Here is a 20347-nt window from a genome sequence, read left to right as displayed (position 1 = left end):
GCCCAGGACAGGATCGCGGGGCAGGGCCAGGGGGCAGGCCGCTCAGGCGCGTGCCGCGCTCACACCTTCTTCACGAAGGCCGACTTCAACCCCATGGCGCCGACGCCGTCGATCTTGCAGTCGATGTCGTGGTCGCCGTCGGTCAGGCGGATGTTCTTGACCTTGGTGCCCACCTTGACCACCAGGGACGAGCCCTTGACCTTGAGGTCCTTGACGACCGTGACCGTGTCGCCGTCCTGCAGCACATTGCCCACGGCGTCGCGGATGACGCGCGCCTCTTCAGCCGCGGGCTCCGCGGCCTGGGCCGGCCATTCGTGGCCGCATTCCGGGCAGATCAACTGGGCGCCGTCCGCGTAGGTGTAGGTGGACTGGCATTGGGGGCAGGCAGGCAGGGTCGTCGTCATGGGGTGCATTGTCCCCGGGACGGGAGGGCCGGCCCGCGGGCGCCCGGCTGCGGCGGCTTCGCTCAGGCGTGCTGGGGCGATTCGGCCCCTTCCGCGCGTGCCGCCAGCGCCACCGTCCAGTGCCCGCCGGCCTCCTGGCGCAGGCTGAGGAGGTCGTAGGTCTTCAACATGCTGAGCAGGCCGGAGTGCCCATGCGTCTGCGGCGAGAACGCGGGGTCGGTGCGCCGCAGATAGGAGCCGAGCGCGGCGACGGCAACGCGCCCGTCGGCGGTATCGGCGGCCAGCAGGCGCACGGCGTTCACCACCGACTTCGGGCGCTGCCTGGGCTTGGATTTGGGCACGGCGGCGGGCTTGGCCTGGGATGGCGCGGCATCGGCCACGGGCGGCGGGTCGGCCGGAGTCCACTCGAAGAACTGGTCACTGGCGTTGCGCAGCGCGTCCGGCGACTTGGCCTCGCCGACGAGGTGCACCGTCGCGCCGCGCTCGCGCAGCTTGCGGCAGAGGTGGGCGAAGTCCGAGTCGCTGGTGACGAGGCAGAAGGTGTCGGCGCGCCGGTCGAACAGGGCTTCCATCGCGTCGAGGGCCAGGACGATGTCGGAGGTGTTCTTGCCGGCGGCGTACTGGTACTGCAGGCAGGGCGTGAAGGCCAGGCGCACCAGGGCCTCCTGCCACCGGTTGGCCAGCGTGGCGTGGTTGCCGTAACCCCGGCGCAGCACGACCCGGCCGAACTGCGCCGCCACGCTGAGGGCGTGTTCGACGATCTCGGGCGAGGTGTTGTCGCAGTCGACGAGGACGGCGACGCGGGCGTCTGGGCCGGCATCAGTGAGGGGCGTGGCTTCTCGCTGGGCGTTAGCGCCACTGTCGCGAGGGAAGTCTGGACGGTCCAGCAGAAGAAAGGTCATGTTCCCGTCGAGAGGGCAGGGCAGGGGCGGTCTTGGCGACGCTGAGGGCGGGCTGGTCGGGCGCCGCCGCGCGGCTCTGGCTGAGCGCCTTCCCCTCACATTTTGCAGCATATATGCGGAAAACTTCAGGGGCCGTCACGGGACTCTTGCCGTTCCTCACAAGGCCAGCTCGTGGAACCGGATCAAGCACTCGGACAGGCACTCCGCAGCCTGCGTACAAAGCGCAAATGGACGCAGACGGACCTCGCACTGCGGGCCGACGTCGACCGCAACTACATCTCGCTGGTCGAACTGGGACGCAACAGTCCCAGCGTGCGGATGCTTTTCAAACTTTGCGATGCGCTCGACGTCGCGCCGTCGGAGATGCTCAAGGATGTCGAGCGGCGGATGCGGATGTTGGTGTCTTGATACATGTGCCACCTGTCTCGAACCACAGACCTACAGATTCGGCATGCAGTCCGAGCAGTGATCTGTCGACGCTGCGTGGTACGCCCGAGGGAACTCGCGCTGTTGCTAGCGTTTGCGATCTGCTAAGAAGACGCGTTGACTATGTTGACCAAGCAATTCGACTGGCAGCGTAGCAGGGGTGGCAGCAAGTGGAGCAGGTCGATCAAAGGCAGCGGAAACACGCCTAAGCGAATATGGAGCGGGTGGGCAGCTATTTAAGGCAAGAGGCGGTTCGCTTGCTTCCTCAAGCAGAAGCCGACCTTTTCGGTCGAACGGCCTTCAATCGTTTCTACTACGCCACGTACTTGGAGGTGCGTAGCGGCCTATCAAAGATGAAGGCGGAGTGGACTGGGGAAATGCCGCACGCAATGATTCCGGAAATCCTTCGTGGAACCGTTAAAAAAGAACTGACGAAAGGGCGAGCTAAGGCTCTTAAAGCCGATGACCATCAGTTGGCTGCGCAGTGTGCAAGTGCCGCATCGGCCGCTATGGATCTAGCGAAACTGCTAGATGAAGGCCGGCAGGTGCGCGTTACTGCCGACTATTATCCGGAAGTACTTGTAAATTTTGCCCGTGCGCCAGATTTCGAACTGAACTCGGTTGCCGTACTCTCTGCGAGTAGCTGGCCTTACCGAGCGAGGGTTTTTATGCAGGTGATTTCCGGGGTCTGGAGACAAGTTTATGTCTGGTGACTATTCGCAGCTTCTTTCTCTGCTTATGAGTAGGGGGCTGGATATTCTTGGATCAATTGTTAAGGACAGTGGCCCTCAAGGCGTAATATTCGTGCGGATTGCAGTGGTACGGGATGGCGAGAATAAACAGAGGCCCAGCAATCGACTGCTCTCGGAAATTAAAGAAGAGTTGCGTAATGTGGGCTACTCTGTTGAGTTTTTGCTATCTGACCCTCACGGAATTGATATGGAAGGAGGGCTGAGGGCGACGCTTATGCATGCCTTTGGATCTGATGTCAGAAATGTCTTTTTGTCACTTAACGAGCGCTCTGCGAATGTTTGGCTGGAGGCCAAGAGGCGCCTCGATGAGTCTGCGTTAGGCGCAATTAAGACGCGCGCCGTGCTATATTTGGCTGATCTTTCTATCACGCTAAGTGGCTTCACACTCACAACCAACGAAAATGTACCGTCCGACTTGGTTATTCTTAAAACTTTGCGCCAAATAGCTCCTGCTACAGAGGGCGAAGTTAAGAGAATGCTTGGTCGTCGGTTTGATGTGCCTTCAGATGACTGGATGAAACGTCGCCTGGATGCTTTGCGGAAGGCCGGTAAAGTTGTTTGGATTGCGGAAGGTAAGTTCGCCTGCTCTCTGGTTGCAACACGAGCGCTGGGAACTATTAAGGGGCGTGGTAGTCCAGACATCGCAAGACTACTTGCGTTGGCAAGAAAGGGCCGGTAAGCTTGTCTTGCGGGAGCCTCAGGCGAGGGTATGAATCATGCCCGCTTGCCAAGACCTTGCATAGAAGGAGCCGGATAAACGCCCGCGTCTCCTTCGAAGCCACAGTCGTTTATCCGGCTGCAATACGAAAGCTAAGCTTTGCTGAATGAGGCTCCCGCACCCTCTCCTTAATTCTCAGTTTTTTCAATACGCATCTCTTTCGGAGCTATTGAAGGCGACTGAGCGCGCGCTGTCTGAGTCAGAGCGCGAGTTGATGCTGCAGCTCTCAGGCAAAGGGCTTCCGCCTATTTCGTCCCGGGCAGCCTTGGCGGCGATGTTGGGGATAAATGAAGGGTTGATCTGGTCGTTTGAGGCAAGGCCAGGCAGACACTACCGGACGTTCTATATTCCCAAGGGAAAAGATGTTCGGAGGATAGATGCTCCACGGGTCGCCCTGAAGATTGTTCAGAAATGGATTGGGTTTCAGTTGGCTAAAGCCTACTTACCGCCTGAGCATGTATGCGGCTTCGTTGAAGGGCGTTCGCACATAGATGCCGCGCGGATTCACTGTCGGGCTACCTGGGTGTTTGGTGTCGATATTCAGAACTTCTTTCCCACAACGCCCATCGATGTGGTTGCAAGAGCGCTACTTGACATCGGCTACCATGAATTGGGTGCGGTATTAATTTCTCGGCTTTGCTGCTTTGAAAATGCATTGGCCCAAGGCGCGCCTTCGAGTCCTATTCTTTCGAATATGTGCTTTGCATCTTATGACCAGCGGCTCAAGGCAATTGCTGACAGGTACGGTGCTCGGCTGACCAGGTATGCCGACGACATAGTGTTCTCAGGACAAGATGATTTCCCAGTCGCGCTGAAGGAAGAAGTGTTAGGGATTTTTGCCTCTGGCCCTTGGGCATTGTCCAATCAGAAGATTAAATTGGCCGTTTGGCCTCAGCGATTGAAAGTTCATGGGCTGCTTGTTCATGGAGATCAGTTGCGGCTAACGAAAGGGTACAGAAATCGGTTGCGCGCGTATGAGCACCTATTGGCTGCCGGAAAGATAAGGGCTGAATCTATTTCCGTGGTTCGAGGACATTTGGGATATAAGGACCAAGTCGCAAAGCGGGCATAAAGTTTGAGCGGGGCGGTCGGATTCGAAACTGTTCCACCACCGCAACGTCGCCGCGAGGCGGACAAAGAAAAAGCCCCACCCGCTTTCGCGAATGAGGCTTCTTGAGTGGCTCCCCGACCTGGGCTCGAACCAGGGACCTACGGATTAACAGTCCGGCGCTCTACCGACTGAGCTATCGAGGAATTGTTCGGTATGGGTGCCCGCAGTGCGGTTGCTGCGGGCTCTCTGCTGAACCGCCCGCGTGACGCGGGCGGCTCGGAGTTCTTGGCTCCCCGACCTGGGCTCGAACCAGGGACCTACGGATTAACAGTCCGGCGCTCTACCGACTGAGCTATCGAGGAACAGAGCCCGCGATTATAGAGACTTTTTCGGGCCGTTCACAAGCAGCTTACAGGCGGACCTCCAGGGAAGCGCGCAAAGTTCTCGGCGCCAGGGGGTAGAGGTAGCTGTGCTCGAACTGCCAGGGCGCCTCGCGCCAGGCGCGGCGGTTGGTGAGGTTGTCCACGGCGGCGCGCCAGATCCAGGTCTGCTGGCCTGTGGTCTGCATGTAGCGCAGGCCGGCGTCGGCCACGGTCCAGGCGGGCACGGCGATGCCGTTGTCGGGCGTGGCGAAGCGGCGGCCTTCGTATTGCACGCCGAGCTGGGCTTGCAGGCCCGGCAGCAGGTCGTGCCGGACCTGGGCCTTGACGGTGGTCTGCGGCACGTTGGGCGGCACCAGGCCGTTCAGGCTGGCGTCGGCGCTGCCCTCGCGGCGGGCGCGCAGGCGCTGGGCGCTGGCGAAGAGGCCGCCGCCGCTCCACTTCAGGTCGGCGCTGGCCTCGATGCCGCGGTGGCGGGCATGGCCGTCGGTGCGGTGCTCGCAGCTCAGGTCCACGTCGCAGCTGCCGATGTCGCGCCACAGCGGGCGGCGGATGTCGAAGACGGTGAGCGAGCCTTCCACGCGCTGGGTGCCGGTCTTGAGGCCGATCTCGGTCTGGCGGCTCTTGAGGGCAGGCAGGGCCTGGCCGGCGTTGACGTAGCGCGGGCGGTTGGGCGTGACCTCGCTCTCCACGCCCTGACCCCAGCTGGCGTAGACCAGCCAGTCGGCCGCGATGTCGTGGCTCAGGGCCATCCAGGGCGTGGTCACGCTCTGGGAGTAGTCGGTCGCGCGGCTGCCGTCGGTGCGCACGCTCTCGCGGTGCAGGCGCGTGTGGCGCAGGCCCAGCCAGGCGCTGGTGTCGGCGCCCAGGGCCACGCGGTCGCGCAGGTAGAGCTCGCGGCTGCGCTCGTCGCGGTTGGTGTTCTCGCCGGTCAGGGCGGGCTGCGGGGCGGTGACGACGTTGCCGTCGATGGTGTCCACGCCGGTGAAGTTGTAGGCCTGGCGCTGGAAGCGGGCCTTGAAGCGGCTGGCCAGGCCGCCCACGGTCAGGTCGTGGCGCAGGCCGGCGAGCTGCACGGGGCCGCTGGCGGACAGGTCCAGCGCCGTGGTGTCGCGGTGCTCGTTCTCGCTGCGGTAGTCGTAGAGGTCGAAGCGGCCGTCGGGGCCGTAGCGGTCGCAGTAGTAGACGCCCTCGAAAGTGCTGGTCTCGTTGCAGTCCAGGCCGAAGCCGAAGGCGTTGCGGTCGTCGGTGCGCAGGCGCTGGATGCCGAGGTGGGCCTGGGCGCGCCAGTCGCCGGCGAGCTTTTGCTGCAGGCGCAGCGAGGCGTGGGTGTTGTCGAAGACGACGGGCAGGGTCCAGGGCTGGTTGTTGAGGTTGAGCCTGGGGTCGATGCGCTTCGCGTCGGGCAGGGTGTCGCCGAGCAGGCTGAAGCCGTCCTGGCTGGGCTGGCTCTGGCGGCTGAACTCGACCTCGGCTTCGACCAGGGTGTCGGGGCTGACGCGCCAGTCGCCGGCCAGGGCGGCGGTGTGGGCGCTGCCGCGGCTGCTGTGCAGTTGGGGGGCCAGGTGGGCGGCGGCCAGGTTCACGCGCAGGCCGAACTCGCGCTGGGCGCCGAAGCGCTGGGAGTGGTCGACGCTGGCTTCCACGGTGCCGCCCTGGATGGCGCCCAGGGTCAGCGTCGTGGCGTCGTCAGCCAGCGGGCGCTTGACGACGAGGTTGACGAGGCCCGCCGGGGCACTGGTGCCCGCTTGCATGCCGGAGCTGCCCTTGAGCACCTCGACGGCGGCCTTGTTGGCCAGCGAGAGCGCCGTCTCGCCGTTGATGGGCAGGCCGTCGCGGCGCAGGTTGTAGCGGTTGTCGAGGTCGAAGCCGCGCACCTTGAGCTGCGACCAGTAGCCGACGGCGTTGTAGCTGTCGGAGACGGAGGCGTCGAGCTTGGTGAGGCCGGAGAGCTGTTCGATGCCGGCTTCGGACAGCCGCTCGGCCGAGAGGCTGACGGCCTGCATGGGCAGGCGGGCGGGCGGGTCGGAGAAGCCGGCCAGGCCCGGGGCGGCTTCGGCAGACTTGCCGCTGACGCTGACCTGGGGGAGGGTCTGGGCGGCGGCGAGCTGAACGGCGAGCAGCGCCGTGGCGGCGCCGAGGAGGGAAAGAGAAGGTCGTGCCATCGGAATGCAAAGCGATGGCAGGTCGGCAAACACTGAAGACGCCAGGCCCCGGAGACTTGAAACGAAAGGGGGCCGCGGTTCCGGCTGCTTCCCTGCGCGAGGATTACCTCAATCAGGTTCAAAGGGACTGTCTCAGTCGATGGCGGCGGGCCATCAACACCCCTAGCGAAAACGCGTCACGGAAAGCGACGCGTCGGCTTGAATTCTAAGCGCTGGCTTTGCGGACCTCGCCAGGCCTGCGCAATGGCGTCACAGCAAGGCGCAAGGGCGCAGACAGTGGCAGCGCCACGGCAAGCCCTTGCAACGCCGCTGTGGCGCCATTTCGCGGGCCACCACCCGTCAATCAAAAACGGGGGATTCCACGCCGAGTACCTTGTGCAGCTTGGGGCTGGTGGTCGTGTACTGCAGCAGGATGCGCTTCTCCGGGAAGACGTAGGGTGCGGCCCCGAAGGCCGCCAGCGCGCATTCGTGGAAGCCGCTGAGGATGAGCTTCTTCTTGCCCGGGTAGGTGTTCACGTCGCCGACGGCGAAGATGCCCGGCACGCTGGTCTCGAACTTCTCGGTGTCGACGACGATCTGCTTGCGCTCCAGGGCCAGGCCCCATTCGGCGATGGGGCCGAGCTTGGGGCTGAGGCCGAAGAAGGCCAGCACTTCGTCGCAGGGCACGATGCGGGTGATGCCGTCGCTGCCGGTGATCTTGAGGCCGGTGAGGCGGCCGCCCGACTCCTCCAGGCCGGTGGCCTGGCCGACGATGAACTGCATCTCCATCGCATCGCAGAGTTCGCGCATCTTGGCCACGCTGGCCGGCGCGGCGCGGAAGCCGTCGCGGCGGTGCACGAGGATGACGCTCTCGGCCTTGTGCGGGTTGCCGTCGGCGTTGCCGGCGCAGAAGTTGAGCGCCCAGTCCAGCGCCGAGTCGCCACCGCCCATGACGATGAGGTTCTTGCCGGCGAAGCGGGAGGGGTCCTTCACCCGGTAGTGCACCTGCTCGCCTTCGTAGGCCTCGATGCCGTCGACCTTGAGCGTTCGCGCCTGGAAGCTGCCCACGCCGCCGGCGATGAAGACGGCCTTGGCCAGGAGTTGCGTGCCCTTGCTCGTCTCGACGAAGAAGCGGGCGTCGGGGCCCTCGCCCTGCTTCTGCACGGTGGTGACCTCCTCGCCCAGGTGGAAGGTCGCGCCGAAGGGCTCGATCTGCTTGAGCAGGTTGTCGGTCAGCTCCTTGCCGGTGCACATGGGCACGGCCGGGATGTCGTAGATGGGCTTGTCGGGGTAGAGCTCGATGCACTGGCCACCGGGGTAGGCCAGGCTGTCGATGATGTGGGCCTTGATCTCGAGGAGGCCGAGCTCGAAGACCTGGAAGAGACCGACCGGGCCGGCGCCGACGATGACGGCGTCGGTCTCGATGATCGAAGGGCTGCTGTTGGGCATGGCGTTGTCGCTGTTGGGTCTTGGCGCGCGCCCTGCGCCGCGCCTCCTCCAGCGACTCCCGCCGATCCGGCTTCGCCGGGCGGCCGGGAGTGCCCCCTCGAGGGGGCGCGCGAAGCGCGTAGGGGGTGGGCCGTTGGCGCCGTTTATTTGATCAGTTCGTTGAGCTTGCCCGTCTTGTCCTTCCACTCCTCGGCGTCGGGCAGCGCGGGCTTGCGCTTGGTGATACTGGGCCACTTCTTGGCCAGGTCTGCGTTGATCTTGATCATGTGGACCTGATCGCCGGGAACGTCTTCCTCGGGCAGGATGGCATTGACCGGGCACTCGGGGATGCAGACGGCGCAGTCGATGCACTCGTCGGGGTCGATGGCCAGGAAGTTGGGGCCTTCGCGGAAGCAGTCGACCGGACAGACATCGACGCAGTCGGTGTACTTGCAGCGGATGCAGGATTCGGTGACGACGTGGGTCATGGGCAGCTCTTGGCGGTGAGGGGCGCCTTCATCGGAGGGATTTCGGGCGAAACGGCAATTTTATGGGGCGCCGAAAGGGCCTGGCTCTGATCTGCGACAAGACCTGCGCCTGTCCCCACAGTGACAACGGTAGGCCGGCCACGGTGCAGCAGGGCGGCGCGGGCCAGGTCGGCCAGGGCGTGCTCGCTGGTGATGGCGTCGGCGCAGCCGGCGCGGCTGACCACCAGCGTGGGCGTGTCCGGCGCCCAGCCGGCTGCGAGCAGTTGGCGGCCCAGGGCGGCCAGCTGGCGGCCGGCCATGTAGAAGACCTCGGTGTCGGCCGAGCGGGCGGCGCGCAGCTCGCCGGCCTCGGTCATGGCGGTGGTGAGCGAGACGCTGCGGCCACGACCGCGGCGCGTCAGCGGGCGCCGGGCCTGGGCGGCGGCGGCCAGGGCCGCGGTGACGCCGGGCACCACCTCGCAGTCGATGCCGGCCTCGGCCAGGGCCAGCAACTCCTCCTCGAGGCGGCCGAAGATGCTGGCGTCGCCGCCCTTCAGCCGCACCACCAGGGCGTGTTCACGGGCCGCCTTGACGAGCAGGGCGTTGATCTCGGTCTGCTTGGCCGAATGCTCGAAGCCGCGCTTGCCGACGTCGATCCAGCGGGCGTCGGGTGCCAACTCGCGCAGGGCCGGGTCGGCCAGGGCGTCGGCCAGCACGACGTCGGCCTGGGCCAGGAAGCGTGCGCCGCGCAGGGTGATGAGGTCGGCCGCGCCGGGGCCGGCGCTGACGAAGACGACCTTGCCCGCGGCGACCATCACCAGGCCTCGTCCGCCGTGGCGGGCTGGGGTTCGACGAGCAGGGCGCCGCTGGTGCGGTGGCTGGCGGGGTCGACGACGATGAGCGCGCCGCCGACGCGGTTGGCCGCGAAGGGCTCCACCGGCAGCTCGTGCTGGACCTCCATGCGCACGCGGCCGATGGCGTTGACCGGCAGCTCGTGGGCGTCCTGCGGTTGCAGGGTGTGGATGTCGAGCACGGAGTCGATGGCCTGGATGCGGGCCTGCACCCAGCGGTTGCCGTGGCGCACCCAGTACTTGCGGCCGGGCTTGGCGGCCTCGGTATCCAGCCAGGCCAGGGTGGCGTGGAAGCTCTTGGCGGAGTGGGCCGTGCCGGGCGTGACGATCCAGTCGCCGCGGCTCACGTCGAGCTGGCGGTCCAGCACCAGGCCGGCGGAGTCGCCCGCCTCGGCGCTGGGCACGGTCTCGCCGGCCCGGCGCACCTCGGCCACGACGGCCGTCTGGCGGGACGGCAGCACCTCGATGGTGTCGCCGGCCTTGACGGCGCCGTGGGCGATGCGGCCCCAGAGCACGCGGGGCTGGAAGCCGGTGCCGGCGGACTGGTAGGCGTCTTTCTGCACGTACTGCACGGGCAGGGAGAGCGGGGCGTCGACGCGTTCGCTGCTGGTGGGCAGGCGCTCCAGCACCTGCAGCAGGGACTCGCCGCTCCACCAGTCCGAGGCCAGGGGCTGGGTGACGTTGTCGCCACGCAGGGCGCTCACCGGCACGGTGGCGGCCACGTCCAGGCCGGCCGCGGCGGCGAACTTGTCGAGGGCGGCCTTGACCTTGGCGAAGCCTTGGGCCGGTTCGGCAAGGGCGTCGATCTTGTTGATGGCGAAGACGATGCTGGGCACGCGCAGCAGCTGGGCCAGCAGCGAGTGGCGGCGCGTCTGCGGCAGCAGGGCCACCTCGGGCTGGGTCAGGTCGAGCTTGGTGATGTCCACCAGCACGACGGCGGCATCGCTGCCGGCCGCGGCCGTGACCATGTTGCGCGTGTACTGCTCGTGGCCCGGGGCGTCGGCAATGATGAACTTGCGCGTCTTGGTGGCGAAGTAGCGGTAGGCCACGTCGATGGTGATGCCCTGCTCGCGCTCGGCCTCCAGGCCGTCGGTCAGCAGCGAGAGGTCGATGGGGCTGCCGGCGGCGCGGCGCTCCAGGGTGTCGAGCTGGTCGGCCAGGATGGCCTTGCTGTCGAACAGCAGGCGGCCGATCAGCGTGCTCTTGCCGTCGTCCACCGAACCGGCGGTCAGGAATCGCAGTGCTTTCATCAGAAATAGCCCTCCTTCTTGCGGCGCTCCATGGAGGCGTCGCTGGTGCGGTCGTCCATGCGCGTGGCGCCGCGTTCGCTGATGGTGACGGTGAGCGTCTCGGCGACCACCTCGGTGGCGTTGGCCGCTGGGCTCTCGACGGGGCAGGTGCAGGTCATGTCGCCCACGGTGCGGAAGCGCACGGTGGCGGTCTCGACCTTCTCGCCGGCCTCGGGCGGCGTGACCTCGGTCAGAGGCACCAACAGGCCCTTGCGGCGGATGACCTGGCGCTGGTGCGCGAAGTACATCTGCGGCAGCGGGATGTTCTCGCGGGCGATGTAGAGCCACACGTCCAGCTCCGTCCAGTTGCTGATGGGGAAGCAGCGGAAGTGCTCGCCCGGGCGGATGCGCGTGTTGAACAGTGTCCACAGCTCGGGGCGCTGCTCCTTGGGCTGCCATTGGCCGAAGCTGTCGCGGTGGCTGAAGATGCGCTCCTTGGCACGCGCCTTCTCCTCGTCGCGGCGGGCGCCGCCGATGAGGGCGTCGAAGCGGTGCTCCTCGATGGTCTCCAGCAGCGTCACGGTCTGGTGGCCGTTGCGGCTCTCCAGCGGATGGGCCAGGCGGATGGTGCCCTTGGCGATGGAGTCTTCGAGGTGGCCGACGACCAGGCGTTCGCCCATCTCGGACACGCGCTGGTCGCGGAAGGCGATGACCTCGGGGAAGTTGTGGCCGGTGTCGATGTGCACCAGCGGGAAAGGCAGCTGGCCCGAGTAGCCGCTCGGGTGGGCCGCGTTCTTCATCTTGAAGGCCTTCTCGGCCAGGCGCAGCACGACGCAGCTGTCCTTGCCGCCCGAGAAGAGCAGGGCGGGGCGCTCGAAGCTGGCAGCCACCTCGCGCAGGATGAAGATGGCTTCTTCTTCCAGCGCATCGAGATGGGCGTGGTCGACGTCGGCGATGAGTTGTTCGGGTTTCACGGCAGCGTTCATATCAATTTCAAAGGCAACCACAGAGGCACAGAGCCACAGAGGAATTCAGTGCGCACTTTTCTCTGTGCCTCCGTGGCTCTGTGGTTGCATTTCCTTCAGTCTTTCGCGTGCAGGCCACATTCCTTCGAGGACTCCTCCCACCACCACCTTCCGGCGCGGAAGTCCTCGCCCACGGCGATGGCGCGCGTGCAGGGCGCGCAGCCGATGCTGGGCATGAACTGGTCGTGAAGCGGGTTGTAGGGCACGTCGTATTTCTGAACGTAGGCCCACACCTCGGCCCAGGTCCAGTCGGCGATGGGGCTGATCTTGCGGCGGCCGTTGCCGTCGTCCTCGTCGAACGCCACGTCCGAGCGGGCCCCGCTCTGCTCGCGGCGCAGGCCGGTGATCCAGGCGCTGCGGCCGGCCAGCATGCGGCCGAGCGGCTCCATCTTGCGGATGCCGCAGCAGGCCTTGCGCAGCTCGATGCTCTTGTACATGGCGTCCTCGCCCTCGCGGGCGACGAACTCGACGACGGCGTCGAACCGGGGCTTGAAGACCTCGACCGTGCGGCCGTAGCGCTCCTCGATGCGCGGCAGCAGGGCCAGCGTCTCGGGGTGGAGCTTGCCGGTGTCCAGCGTCGAGATGGCGATGGGCAGCTGGGTGCGGGCGATCAGGTCGGTGATGACCATGTCCTCCGCGCCCAGGCTGCTGCTCTGCACCAGGCCGTCGCCATGGGCGATGCTGACCTCGCGCAGGCGCTGCAGGGCGGCCTCGATCTTGGCGTCGAGGGCGGGCGTCCACTTGGCGTAGAGGCCGATGGCGTTGCCTGCCGCGGGGGCGGCGGCCCAGGGCAGGGTCGAGACCGTGGTCATAGCGGGGGCCTTTCGAGCTGCACCCAGGCCTGAACCGAGGGGCGCTGCCATTGCCGGGCGGCGTATTGCTTCAGTGCATCAGGCACGGGGTCGCCGTTCAGGATCAAGCGGTTGAGCATGACGGCCAGATCGACGTCGGCCACGCTCCATGTGCCAAAAAGATAGTCGCGGCCGTCAAGCAACTGGGTTGCGGCGGCGATCAGCTTGCTTGCCGCGGCCTGGCCTGCTGCGGTCAGGGGCTTGTCGGTCGGCCGGTAGAAGACGACCTCGGTCGAGCGCTCGGCGCGCAGCGCGCCAAGGTCGCTGCGCAGCCAGGCCTGCAGCTGGCGGGCGCGAGCACGTTGGCGGGGCTCGCGGGGCAGCAGGTCGGGGCCGGCCTGGGTGTCGTCGAGGTATTCGAGGATGGCCGTGGACTCGGAGAGGCTGAAGTCGCCATCCACCAGCGTCGGCACGCGTTGCGTCAGCGACTGGCGGGCAAAGCCGGCCTGGCGCTGGTCGCCGGCGGCGAGGTCGAGCACCTCGACATCGAAGCCCAGGCCCTTTTCGCGCAGGCCGACGAAGACGGCCATCGCCCAGGGCGAGGCGTATTCGCGGTCGACGTAGAGCTTCATCAGGCCGCGCTCCGCAGGAACCACGGCCGCGTCTCGGCCACGTCGCCCTGGTAGAAGCCCACCGGCGCGAACAGGTCCAGCGCCTTCTGCGCCGCGGCCTGAGACTGGTCGCCGCGCAGCACGACTTCGTCGAAGCCGGTGCGGGCCAGCAGTTGCATCATGTCCACCAGCACCTCGCCGCGGGCGCGGATGGCGCCGGTGAACTTGTGGCGGGTGCGCAGCAGGTGGGCCTGGCTGTAGGCGCGGCCGTCGGTCCACTTGGGGAAGTCGAGCACGACCATCGCGATGCGGTGCAGGTCGGGTACCAGCTGGTGGATGTCGGCGTCGTTGGGGAACTCGATGGCGACCTTCACGTCCTGCGGCCAATGCGCGCGGACGGCATGCCACTGCTCCAGGCTGAGCAGGCGGTGGGGCGCCGGATCGGGGTCGGGCTTGGGGCCGTCTTCGCCGATGGCGTGCTTCCAGGGGCAGGTGGTGGCGTTGATGAACTTCATGCTTGGGCCTTGGCGGTGGACGTGCGCACGGCGTTGGCGGCGGTCTTGAACGGGTCGAGGCCCAGGCGCTTGACGGCGTCGACGAAACGCTCGCCGGCCTGGCGCTCGCGCTTGTAGGTCTCGATGACGGCGTCGATGGCGTCGGCGATCTCGTCGGCCGCGAAGCTGGGGCCGATGACCTTGCCGGCCACCGTGGGGCCCGAGAGCGTGGAGCCGTCGCTGCCGCCGAGGGTGAGCTGATACCACTCGGCACCGTCCTTGTCGACGCCAAGGATGCCGATGTGGCCGCTGTGGTGGTGGCCGCAGGAGTTGATGCAGCCGCTGATGTGCAGGTCCAGCTCGCCGAGGTCTTCCAGCTCGTCGGGGTCCTGGTAGCGCTCGGCGATCTCGGCCGCCAGCGGCAGGGAGCGGGCGTTGGCCAGGGCGCAGTAGTCGCCGCCGGGGCAGGCGATCTGGTCGGTCAGCAGGCCGGCGTTGGCGGTGGCGAAGCCGGCGGCGCGGGCGGCCTGGAAGAGCTCGGGCAGGTCCGAGGCCTTGACCCAGGGCAGCACGAGGTTCTGGCGGTGCGTGACGCGCAGCTCGCCGTGGCTGAAGCGGTCGGCCAGGGCCGCGGCCGTGTCCATGACGTCGGCGCTGGTGTCGCCCGGCGGGATGCCGACGCGCTTGAGGCTGAGCGTGACGGCGCGGTGGCCGGCGACGCGGTGGCCGTGCACGTTGCGCTCCAGCCAGCGGGTGAAGGCCGGGTCGGTGCTGTCCAGCGACGGTTCGGCCAGGGCGGTGATGCCCTCGGGGTCGACGAAGCTGGCCTTGACGCGGTCGAGCTCGGCCTGCGGGATGATCTGCTCATGGCCGGCCGGGTCGTCGGCCAGGATGCGGGCGAACTCTGCGTTGACGGCGTCGAAGAACTTGCGGCCCTCGGCCTTGACGAGGATCTTGATGCGGGCCTTGTAGAGGTTGTCGCGCCGGCCGGCGAGGTTGTAGCAGCGTACGATGGCCTCGATGTAGACGAGGATCTGCTGCCAGGGCACGAAGGCGTTGATCTCCACGCCCGGGATGGGCGTGCGGCCCATGCCACCGCCGACGAACACCTGGAAGCCCACCTCGCCGGCGGCGTTCCTCTTCAGCTGCAGGCCGATGTCGTGCCAGCCGATGGCGGCGCGGTCTTCGGTGGCGCCGCTGACGGCGATCTTGAACTTGCGCGGCAGGTGGGCGAACTCGGGATGCAGGGTGCTCCACTGCCGCAGGATCTCGCAGTAAGGCCGCGGGTCGACGATCTCGTCGGGGGCGATGCCGGCGAAGGCGTCGCTCGTGATGTTGCGGATGCAGTTGCCGCTGGTCTGGATGCCGTGCATGTCGACCTCGGCCAGCAGCTCCATCACGTCGGCGCTCTTGTCGAGCGGGATCCAGTTGTATTGCAGGTTCTGGCGTGTGGTGAAGTGGCCGTAGCCGCCCTGGCCCTTGAAGGGGCCTTCGGAGACCACGTCGTACTCGCGGGCGATGCGGGCCAGCTGGCGCAGCTGGCGGCTGGAGAGTTCGCCATAGGGCACGGCCACGCGCAGCATGGGCGCGTGGCGCTGGATGTACCAGCCGTTCTGCAGGCGCAGGGCGCGGAACTCGTCGGTGCCGAGCTGGCCGTTCAGGTGGCGTTCCAGCTGGTCGCGATATTGCGCGGCGCGGGCATGGACGAAGCGGCGGTCGAAGTCGGTGTACTGATACATGGTTAGTGGATGACCTTCCAGCCGGCCATCAAGAGAGAGGCGCAGAGCAGGCTGCGCACCACGCCGTCAGGCAGGCGGCGGGTGAGCTGCGCGCCCAGCCAGATGCCGGGCAGGGAGCCGATGAGCAGGGACAGGAGCAGGGCCCAGTCGACGTTGCCGAGACTGGCGTGGCCGAGGCCGGCGACGAAGGTCAGCGGCACGGCGTGGGCGATGTCGGTGCCGACGATGTCGCGGGCCTTCAGGCGCGGGTAGATCAGCAGGATGAGCGTGGCGCCGATGGCCCCCGCGCCGATGGAGGAGAGCGACACCAGCACGCCCAGGAGCACGCCGCAGGCGACGGTCAGGGCCGGCTTGCGGTTCTCCGGAATCCAGCGCTCCAGCCTGAGGCCCAGGGCCTGCCAGCTCTGCTTGAAGGCCACCACGGCGGCGGTCAGCAGCAGGGCGATGCCCAGGGACAGTGTCAGCGCCTGCGCCCAGCCCTTGGTGACGCCGCTGAGATGCATCAGCGCGATGGTGGCCAGGGACGCCGGCACCGAGCCCGAAAGCAGGCGCCGCACGATGGCCCAGTTGACGTGGCCGTGGCGGGCGTGGGCGACCGAGCCGCTGACCTTGGTCAGCGAGGCGAACCACAGGTCCGTGCCGATGGCGACGGCAGGGTTGAGCTTGAAGACGGACAGCAGCAGCGGCGTCATCAGCGAGCCGCCACCCACGCCGGTGATCCCGACGATCAGGCCCACGGCCGCTCCACTCGCAATCGCAATCCCGTCCAGCACTCCGGCTCCCAAAGGTGGCCCCTGCCACCCGAGGGCGCGACTCTAGGGAATGTTGCAGTGCCGCAGAACTACAGAATTTTTGGGGCCATATGCTCAGACCGAATAAGCAACCTCAATTTGTGGCGAGGAGCTTCAGGGCCGCGACCTGCTCGGCGATGCGGGGCGGGACGGGCTCGCGGCCGTCGAGGATGGCCTGAATCCATGCCGCGTTGTCGGCGGGTTCGCAGGCCGGGGACAGGGGCCAGTCGAGGTCCGCCGTGTCGGCGGGGTGCAGGGGCGCGGCGGTGCCGTCCTGGAAGCCGATCAGGTGGGCCTTGCGCCGCAGGTGGGCATAGGCCTCGCCCTCGCTGGCGCGCATCAGCAGCGCCCGGCCGCCACTGGCGGTGAGCGCGGGGAGGGCTTCGGCCATGCTGTCGAGGTACTCCGGGTGCGTGACGGCCACGACCCGCACGCCACGGCTGCGGGGGAAGGGATCGAGCAGCTTGGCCAGGCTGTGGGCGCTGTTGCGCACGCCCAGGCGGGGCCTGAGGGCCATCAAATCGTTCAAGCCTGGGTTCAGCAAACGCAAAGGCAGGACGGCCAGGCGCTCGTCGCGCAGGCGGCCTTCGGCGTCGGCCAGCGTCGGGCTGGCGGGCAGTCCGAGCGCATCGAGCAGCTCGAAGGGGCTGACGCGGCTGTCGAAGTCGTGCCGGCCGAAGACGAGCACGGGCACTCCCTCCCGGGCCAGCAGCCGGGCCACCAGCGGCATCAGGTTGGCCTGCTTGCGGGCGCCGTTGAAACTCGGCAGCAGCACGGTGCGCGGCCCCGCGGGCGCCTGCAGCGGCGCCGTGCGCACCTGCATGGCCGCCAGGAAGCCGGCCACCTCCTCGGCGCTTTCGCCCTTGACGCGCAGGGCGATGAGCAGGGCGCCCAGCTCCATGTCGGGCACCTGGCCGTCGAGCATGGCGCCGAACAGGGCCTCGGCCTGTTCGCGGCTCAGGTCGCGCGCACCCCGGGCGCCTCGGCCCAGCTCCTTGATCAATGACGGGTAGTCCATGGAGCGCGAGTGTAGGAACGACAAGGACCGCGCGTGGCCGAGAAGGCCGTGACGCACATGCCGTTCAGTCGGCAAGGTAAGGATTCACGCCCGGGGCTCCTGTGGGTGCCCACCGTTATCGCGCCCGCAGATACTCCACCCATGACGCGCCTCAAGCCCAAGACGCTCTACGTGACGCTGAGTCTGCTGATGATCGGCCTGGTGGTGCTGGTCTACGGCGTGCTGCTGCTGCACGAGCGCTCGCGCAGCGATGCGCTGATGCTGCAGCAGGCCGGCGCGGCGGCCCGGCGCATCGGGCGGGAAGCGGCGGCCGTGGTGGAGGCGGAGCTGCGGCCGGCACGGGTCAGCGTGGGCCTGCTGGCTGCGCGAGCGCCGGCCAGGGGCTCGACCGAGGCCGAGCGGCTGGCGGCCGTGCCGCAGCTCGCCGCGGCCCTGCACGGCAACGCCTCGGTGTCGGCGGTCTACGTGGGCTCGGCGGACGGCTCCTTCGTGCTGCTGCGCCGGCTCGACGACATGCCCACCCGGCGCCGCATGGATGCGCCCGCCGGCGCTGCCTACGCCCTGCAGAGCGTGGACCGCGATGGCGGCGCGGTGCACGGCAGCTACCGTTTCTACGACGCGGCATTGCGTGAGCTGCAGCGCGTGGACCGGCCCGAGTACGACTTCGACCCCCGCACGCGGCCGTGGTTCGAGCTGGCCCGGCGGGCCCGTGACGGCCGCGTCGTGCAGTCGGCGCCCTACCGCTTTTTCACTACGGGCGAGCCCGGCGTGACGCTGGCGCAGGCCCATGACGACATCGTCGTGGGGGCCGACGTCAGCCTGCACGCCCTCGGCGAGATGCTGGCCCGGCCGCAGATCAGCCGCTCGGCGGAGCTGTTGATCGCGACCCAGGGCGGCGAGGTGCTGGCCGAGGCCAGGCGCCCGGGCGATCTGGCCCTGAAGGACGGCCAGGCGCTGCCGCGGGTCGGCGAGGCGGCGTCGCCGTTGATGCGGGTGCTGTGGCAGCGGCGCGAGGCCGCGGGTCATCTCGCGCCGGTGCAGGAGGTCGACGGCCGCGAATGGGTCGGCCACGCGCTGCCGCTGGAGAGCGGCGTGCAGGCCGGCGCGCCGCTGGTGCTGCTGATGGCGGCGCCGCGCGACGAGCTCCAGGCCTTCCAGATCGAGAGCCGGCGCCACGGCTTCTACATCTCGCTGGCGCTGATGCTGCTGTTGCTGCCTGTGGTGCACGTGGTGGCCGACCGGGTGTCACATCCCTTGCGCGCGCTGGCGCGCCAGGCCGAGGCCATCGAGCGTTTCGAGTTCGACGGCCCCGACCCGCGGCGCAGCCTCATTCGCGAGGTCGACCGCCTGGCCATCGCCATGACGTCGATGAAGCATTCGCTGCGCCGCTTCCTCGACATCAGCGGCGCGCTGAGCGCCGAGCGCGACTTCGACGCGCTGATCGACCTCATCCTGCGCGAGACCATCGCCGTCACCGGCGCCAGCGGCGGGGCCGTGCACCTGCTGGCGGACGACGGCCGCACGCTGGAGCCGGCCTCGGCCCGGCTGCAGGGCCGGCTGGCGCCCGACGTTGGCCGCACCTGGGACCTGGCCGAGCCCGACAGCCTGGGCGCGCCGGTGCGGGCCTTGCGGGCCGACGATGCGGTCGAGTTGGAGCTGGGCTGGGAGGACCCGAGCCACCTCGCCGCCTACCAGCCGCTGTTCTCGGGCCTCGGCGTGGCGCGCCTGCGCCTGCTGTCGGTGCCGCTGAAGAACCGCCAGCACGAGGCCATCGGCACGCTGACGCTGAGCTTCGCGCTGCCCGACCAGGGCCGGCCCGAGCCCCTGGGCGCGGCCCACGTGGCCTTCGTGCGGGCGCTCTCCGGCACCGCGGCCGTGGCCATCGACCACCAGCGGCTGCTGCGTGGCCGCAAGGCGCTGCTGGAGAGCTTCATCCAGCTCGTGGCCGGCGCCATCGACGCCAAGAGCCCCTACACCGGCAGTCACTGCCAGCGCGTCCCCGAACTGGCCAAGATGCTGGCCCGCGCCGCCTGCGACGCCACCGAAGGCCCCTATGCGGCCTTCACGATGGATGCCGACCAGTGGGAGGCCCTGCACGTGGCCGCCTGGTTGCACGACTGCGGCAAGGTCACGACGCCCGAATACGTCGTCGACAAGGCCACCAAGCTGGAGACCCTCTACAACCGCATCCACGAGATCCGCACCCGCTTCGAGGTGCTCAAGCGCGACGTGCTGATCAGCCGGCTCGAGGCCGAGGCCGGGGCGGCCGCGGCGGCCCGTGCCCGCGAGGATGCCGCGCCGGCCCAGGCCGAGCTGGACGAGGAATTCGCCTTCGTCGCGGCGAGCAACCTGGGCGGCGAGCATCTCGACCCCGCCGCCGTGGAGCGGCTGCGCCGCATCGGCGAGCGCCGCTGGCTGCGCACGCTGGACGATTCGCTGGGCCTGTCGGCCGACGAACTGCGCCGCCAGCCCAGGCCCCGCCCGGCCCTGCCGGCCACCGAGGCGCTGCTGCAGGACCGGCCCGAGCACGTCGTGCCCCGGCCGCTTGGCGACCGGCTGGCCGAAGGCAACCGCTGGGGCCTGCGCATGCGCCAGCCCGAGCACCTCTACAACCGCGGCGAACTGCACAACCTGGCGGTGTCGCGCGGCACGTTGACGGACGAGGAGCGCTACAAGATCAACGACCACATCGTCCAGACCATCAAGATGCTGGACGAGCTGCCCTTCCCGCGGCACCTGCGCGAGGTGCCCGAGATCGCCGGCGGCCACCACGAGCGCATGGACGGCCGCGGCTACCCGCGCGGGCTCACGGGCGACCGCATGAGCCCCCAGGCCCGGATGATGGCCATCGCCGACGTCTTCGAGGCGCTGACGGCCGACGACCGCCCCTACAAGCCGGGCAAGCGCCTGTCCGAGGCGCTGGAGCTGATGCAGCGCATGGCCCGCGAGGGTCATCTGGACCCGGAGTTGTTCCAGCTCTTCCTGGACTCGGGCGTCTGCCTGGCCTATGCGCGGCGCTTCATGCCGACGGGCCACGTGGACGTGGCGGAGGTCTCTGCCTACAGGCCATGAAGTGCAACCTGAAAGGCAACCACAGAGGCACGGAGGCACAGAGGAAACACAGAG

Annotated in this window: 19 protein-coding genes, 2 tRNA genes and 1 riboswitch; of the genes, 5 read left to right on the top strand and 16 right to left on the bottom strand. The window is 67.9% G+C overall.

The window, feature by feature from the left end; translation table 11 throughout:
- Positions 1–59: 59 nt before the first annotated feature.
- Together LXT12_RS00855 and LXT12_RS00850 are read right to left on the bottom strand one after the other, a co-directional pair.
- Complete coding sequence (locus LXT12_RS00855) at positions 60–404, bottom strand: zinc ribbon domain-containing protein YjdM (RefSeq protein WP_233388526.1); 345 nt, start codon at positions 402–404, stop codon at positions 60–62.
- Between the two features lie 62 nt (positions 405–466).
- Positions 467–1306: an NYN domain-containing protein gene (locus LXT12_RS00850; RefSeq protein WP_233388524.1), complete on the bottom strand. Its 840-nt coding sequence runs from the start codon at positions 1304–1306 to the stop codon at positions 467–469.
- A 171-nt stretch (positions 1307–1477) separates the two neighbouring features.
- On the opposite strand from LXT12_RS00850, the gene LXT12_RS00845 reads away from it, so the two are divergent.
- The 4 genes from LXT12_RS00845 to LXT12_RS00830 all read left to right on the top strand — a co-directional run bounded on the left by LXT12_RS00845 (position 1478) and on the right by LXT12_RS00830 (position 4274).
- Positions 1478–1714: a helix-turn-helix domain-containing protein gene (locus LXT12_RS00845; protein WP_233388522.1), complete on the top strand. Its 237-nt coding sequence runs from the start codon at positions 1478–1480 to the stop codon at positions 1712–1714.
- Positions 1715–1947: 233 nt separating this feature from the next.
- A complete protein-coding gene (locus tag LXT12_RS00840; protein WP_233388520.1) occupies positions 1948–2445 on the top strand; it encodes a hypothetical protein in 498 nt (165 codons plus the stop codon).
- Positions 2435–3163: a hypothetical protein gene (locus tag LXT12_RS00835; RefSeq protein WP_233388518.1), complete on the top strand. Its 729-nt coding sequence runs from the start codon at positions 2435–2437 to the stop codon at positions 3161–3163. The genes LXT12_RS00840 and LXT12_RS00835 overlap by 11 nt, the downstream gene beginning before the upstream one ends.
- Before the next feature lie 145 nt (positions 3164–3308).
- Positions 3309–4274: a reverse transcriptase family protein gene (locus LXT12_RS00830; RefSeq protein ID WP_233388516.1), complete on the top strand. Its 966-nt coding sequence runs from the start codon at positions 3309–3311 to the stop codon at positions 4272–4274.
- Between the two features lie 106 nt (positions 4275–4380).
- On the opposite strand, the gene LXT12_RS00825 is transcribed toward LXT12_RS00830, so the two are convergent.
- The 14 genes from LXT12_RS00825 to ybiB form a co-directional block, all read right to left on the bottom strand.
- Positions 4381–4456, bottom strand: a tRNA-Asn gene (locus tag LXT12_RS00825).
- 83 nt (positions 4457–4539) lie between these two features.
- A tRNA-Asn gene (locus LXT12_RS00820) sits at positions 4540–4615 on the bottom strand.
- A gap of 47 nt (positions 4616–4662) precedes the next feature.
- Positions 4663–6798, bottom strand: coding sequence for a TonB-dependent siderophore receptor (locus LXT12_RS00815; RefSeq protein WP_233388514.1), 2136 nt, complete (start codon positions 6796–6798; stop codon positions 4663–4665).
- A 72-nt stretch (positions 6799–6870) separates the two neighbouring features.
- Positions 6871–6972: riboswitch (TPP riboswitch) on the bottom strand.
- A gap of 165 nt (positions 6973–7137) precedes the next feature.
- Positions 7138–8226 carry an NAD(P)/FAD-dependent oxidoreductase gene (locus LXT12_RS00810; RefSeq protein ID WP_233388512.1) on the bottom strand — a complete coding sequence of 363 codons (1089 nt, stop codon included), beginning with the start codon at positions 8224–8226 and terminating at the stop codon, positions 7138–7140.
- 143 nt (positions 8227–8369) lie between these two features.
- On the bottom strand, positions 8370–8693 hold the full coding sequence (gene fdxA / locus LXT12_RS00805) for a ferredoxin FdxA (RefSeq protein WP_233388510.1): 324 nt from the start codon (positions 8691–8693) through the stop codon (positions 8370–8372).
- On the bottom strand, positions 8690–9487 hold the full coding sequence (gene cobA / locus LXT12_RS00800) for a uroporphyrinogen-III C-methyltransferase (RefSeq protein ID WP_233389663.1): 798 nt from the start codon (positions 9485–9487) through the stop codon (positions 8690–8692). Before cobA ends, fdxA begins: the two co-directional genes overlap by 4 nt.
- Entirely contained in the window at positions 9487–10773 is a 1287-nt protein-coding gene (locus LXT12_RS00795; protein WP_233388507.1) for a sulfate adenylyltransferase subunit 1, read from the bottom strand. Before LXT12_RS00795 ends, cobA begins: the two co-directional genes overlap by 1 nt.
- Entirely contained in the window at positions 10773–11738 is a 966-nt protein-coding gene (cysD, locus tag LXT12_RS00790; protein ID WP_233388504.1) for a sulfate adenylyltransferase subunit CysD, read from the bottom strand. Before cysD ends, LXT12_RS00795 begins: the two co-directional genes overlap by 1 nt.
- Positions 11739–11833: 95 nt before the next feature.
- A complete protein-coding gene (locus LXT12_RS00785; RefSeq protein ID WP_233388503.1) occupies positions 11834–12589 on the bottom strand; it encodes a phosphoadenylyl-sulfate reductase in 756 nt (251 codons plus the stop codon).
- Complete coding sequence (gene yfcF, locus LXT12_RS00780) at positions 12586–13200, bottom strand: glutathione transferase (RefSeq protein ID WP_233388501.1); 615 nt, start codon at positions 13198–13200, stop codon at positions 12586–12588. The genes LXT12_RS00785 and yfcF overlap by 4 nt, the downstream gene beginning before the upstream one ends.
- Positions 13200–13694: a DUF934 domain-containing protein gene (locus LXT12_RS00775; protein ID WP_233388498.1), complete on the bottom strand. Its 495-nt coding sequence runs from the start codon at positions 13692–13694 to the stop codon at positions 13200–13202. Before LXT12_RS00775 ends, yfcF begins: the two co-directional genes overlap by 1 nt.
- A complete protein-coding gene (locus tag LXT12_RS00770; RefSeq protein ID WP_233388496.1) occupies positions 13691–15412 on the bottom strand; it encodes a nitrite/sulfite reductase in 1722 nt (573 codons plus the stop codon). The genes LXT12_RS00775 and LXT12_RS00770 overlap by 4 nt, the downstream gene beginning before the upstream one ends.
- Positions 15413–15414: 2 nt before the next feature.
- A complete protein-coding gene (locus LXT12_RS00765; protein WP_255763439.1) occupies positions 15415–16182 on the bottom strand; it encodes a sulfite exporter TauE/SafE family protein in 768 nt (255 codons plus the stop codon).
- 115 nt (positions 16183–16297) lie between these two features.
- A complete protein-coding gene (ybiB, locus tag LXT12_RS00760; RefSeq protein ID WP_233388494.1) occupies positions 16298–17221 on the bottom strand; it encodes a DNA-binding protein YbiB in 924 nt (307 codons plus the stop codon).
- A 141-nt stretch (positions 17222–17362) separates the two neighbouring features.
- Here ybiB and LXT12_RS00755 point away from each other — a divergent pair, with 141 nt between their 5' ends.
- Complete coding sequence (locus tag LXT12_RS00755; protein WP_233388492.1) at positions 17363–20293, top strand: HD domain-containing phosphohydrolase; 2931 nt, start codon at positions 17363–17365, stop codon at positions 20291–20293.
- The last annotated feature ends 54 nt before the right edge of the window (positions 20294–20347 follow it).

This window comes from Pelomonas caseinilytica, from assembly GCF_021353235.1.
Taxonomy (GTDB): Bacteria; Pseudomonadota; Gammaproteobacteria; order Burkholderiales; family Burkholderiaceae_C; genus Pelomonas; species Pelomonas caseinilytica.
The sequence above is the reverse complement of the archived record's forward strand: the minus strand, read 5'-3'. Positions and strand labels throughout refer to the sequence as shown.